Source organism: Bacillus sp. JJ1127 (assembly GCF_036965845.1).
Taxonomy (GTDB): Bacteria; Bacillota; Bacilli; order Bacillales; family Bacillaceae_G; genus Bacillus_A.
Map to the genome: position 1 here is coordinate 1 of NZ_JBALQK010000243.1, position 1,437 is coordinate 1,437.

1 protein-coding gene is annotated in these 1,437 nt (G+C 35.6%); it reads left to right on the forward strand.

The genetic code is table 11. The features are described 5' to 3' along the window. Positions 1-176 precede the first annotated feature (176 nt). On the forward strand, positions 177-1,262 hold the full coding sequence (locus V7183_RS21135; RefSeq protein ID WP_335360730.1) for a flagellin: 1,086 nt from the start codon (positions 177-179) through the stop codon (positions 1,260-1,262). Positions 1,263-1,437 lie beyond the last annotated feature (175 nt).

The window sequence follows — 1,437 nt, forward strand, 5'->3', positions numbered from 1 at the left end:
ATAAAAAAACAGATACATTGTTAAAATTGTATTTTTCTATATTTATTAATTCAAATTTTAAGTTGACAGTTGCCGAAATAAATACTACAATAAATCTCGAATCGAAATTGATTTTTTTGTATATTACCCTTTAGGGATTTACAGAAAAATAAATAAAAAAATTGGGGGTTCTTATAATGAGAATTAACACAAACATCAACAGCATGCGCACACAAGAGTATATGCGCCAAACACAAGCAAAAATGAGTACTGCAATGGACCGTTTATCAAGCGGTAAACGTATCAACAACGCTTCTGACGATGCAGCAGGTCTTGCAATCGCAACTCGTATGCGTGCTCGTGAAAGTGGCTTAGGAGTAGCTACTAACAACACACAAGATGGTATTTCATTAATCCGTACAGCTGACTCAGCAATGAACTCAGTATCTAACATCTTACTTCGTATGCGTGACCTTGCAAACCAATCTGCAAATGGTACAAATACAAGTGATAACCAAGCAGCTCTACACAAAGAATTCAGCGCATTAAAAGAGCAAATCGATTACATTTCTAAAAACACAGAATTCAACGATAAAAAATTATTAGATGGTTCAAACTCAACTATCGCAATTCAAACATTAGATAACGCTGATGTAACTAAGAAAATTGATATTCAATTAGCTAACGTGTCTACTCAAACATTAAATATTGATAAACTAGACATTGGTGGCGTAACACAAAAAACAATTGATGCTGTTGCAGATACATTTACTAAGCTTTCAAATACAGCTACTACTGACGTGAATGCTTTAAAAGCTGAAGTTAGCGCTGCTATGAAAGATTTCGATAAAGTAAAATCAGGTATGGCTGCAGCAGATGCTAAAGCAGTAACTGATAAATTTGATGCATTCAATGCTGCAGTTACAGCTGGTACTGGTACAGATGCTGCTGCTAAAGCTCTAGGTGCTGCATTCGATAAAACTAAAGTAACTGTTACTGCTGCAGAACCTAATGCTGCAATCGCTTCAATCGATTCTGCACTAGAAACAATCGCTTCTAACCGTGCAACTTTAGGTGCTACATTAAACCGTCTTGACTTTAACGTAAACAACCTTAAGAGCCAACAAACAAGCATGGCTTCAGCTGCTTCTCAAATCGAAGACGCTGACATGGCGAAAGAAATGTCTGAAATGACTAAGTTCAAAATCTTGAACGAAGCTGGTATCAGCATGCTTTCTCAAGCTAACCAAACTCCACAAATGGTAAGTAAATTATTACAATAATCCATTCTGTGAATATGTAAATAAACCTCTCTGCAAGCAGAGAGGTTTATTTTTCTATATCAATACAAATGAAAAAAACATACCCCCTTTCTTTTTTAGGTAGGAGAGCGCATCTATATATACATCAATTAAAAAACCGACATAAAACCTCCTCTTTTTAAGTGGGAGAGAGCAT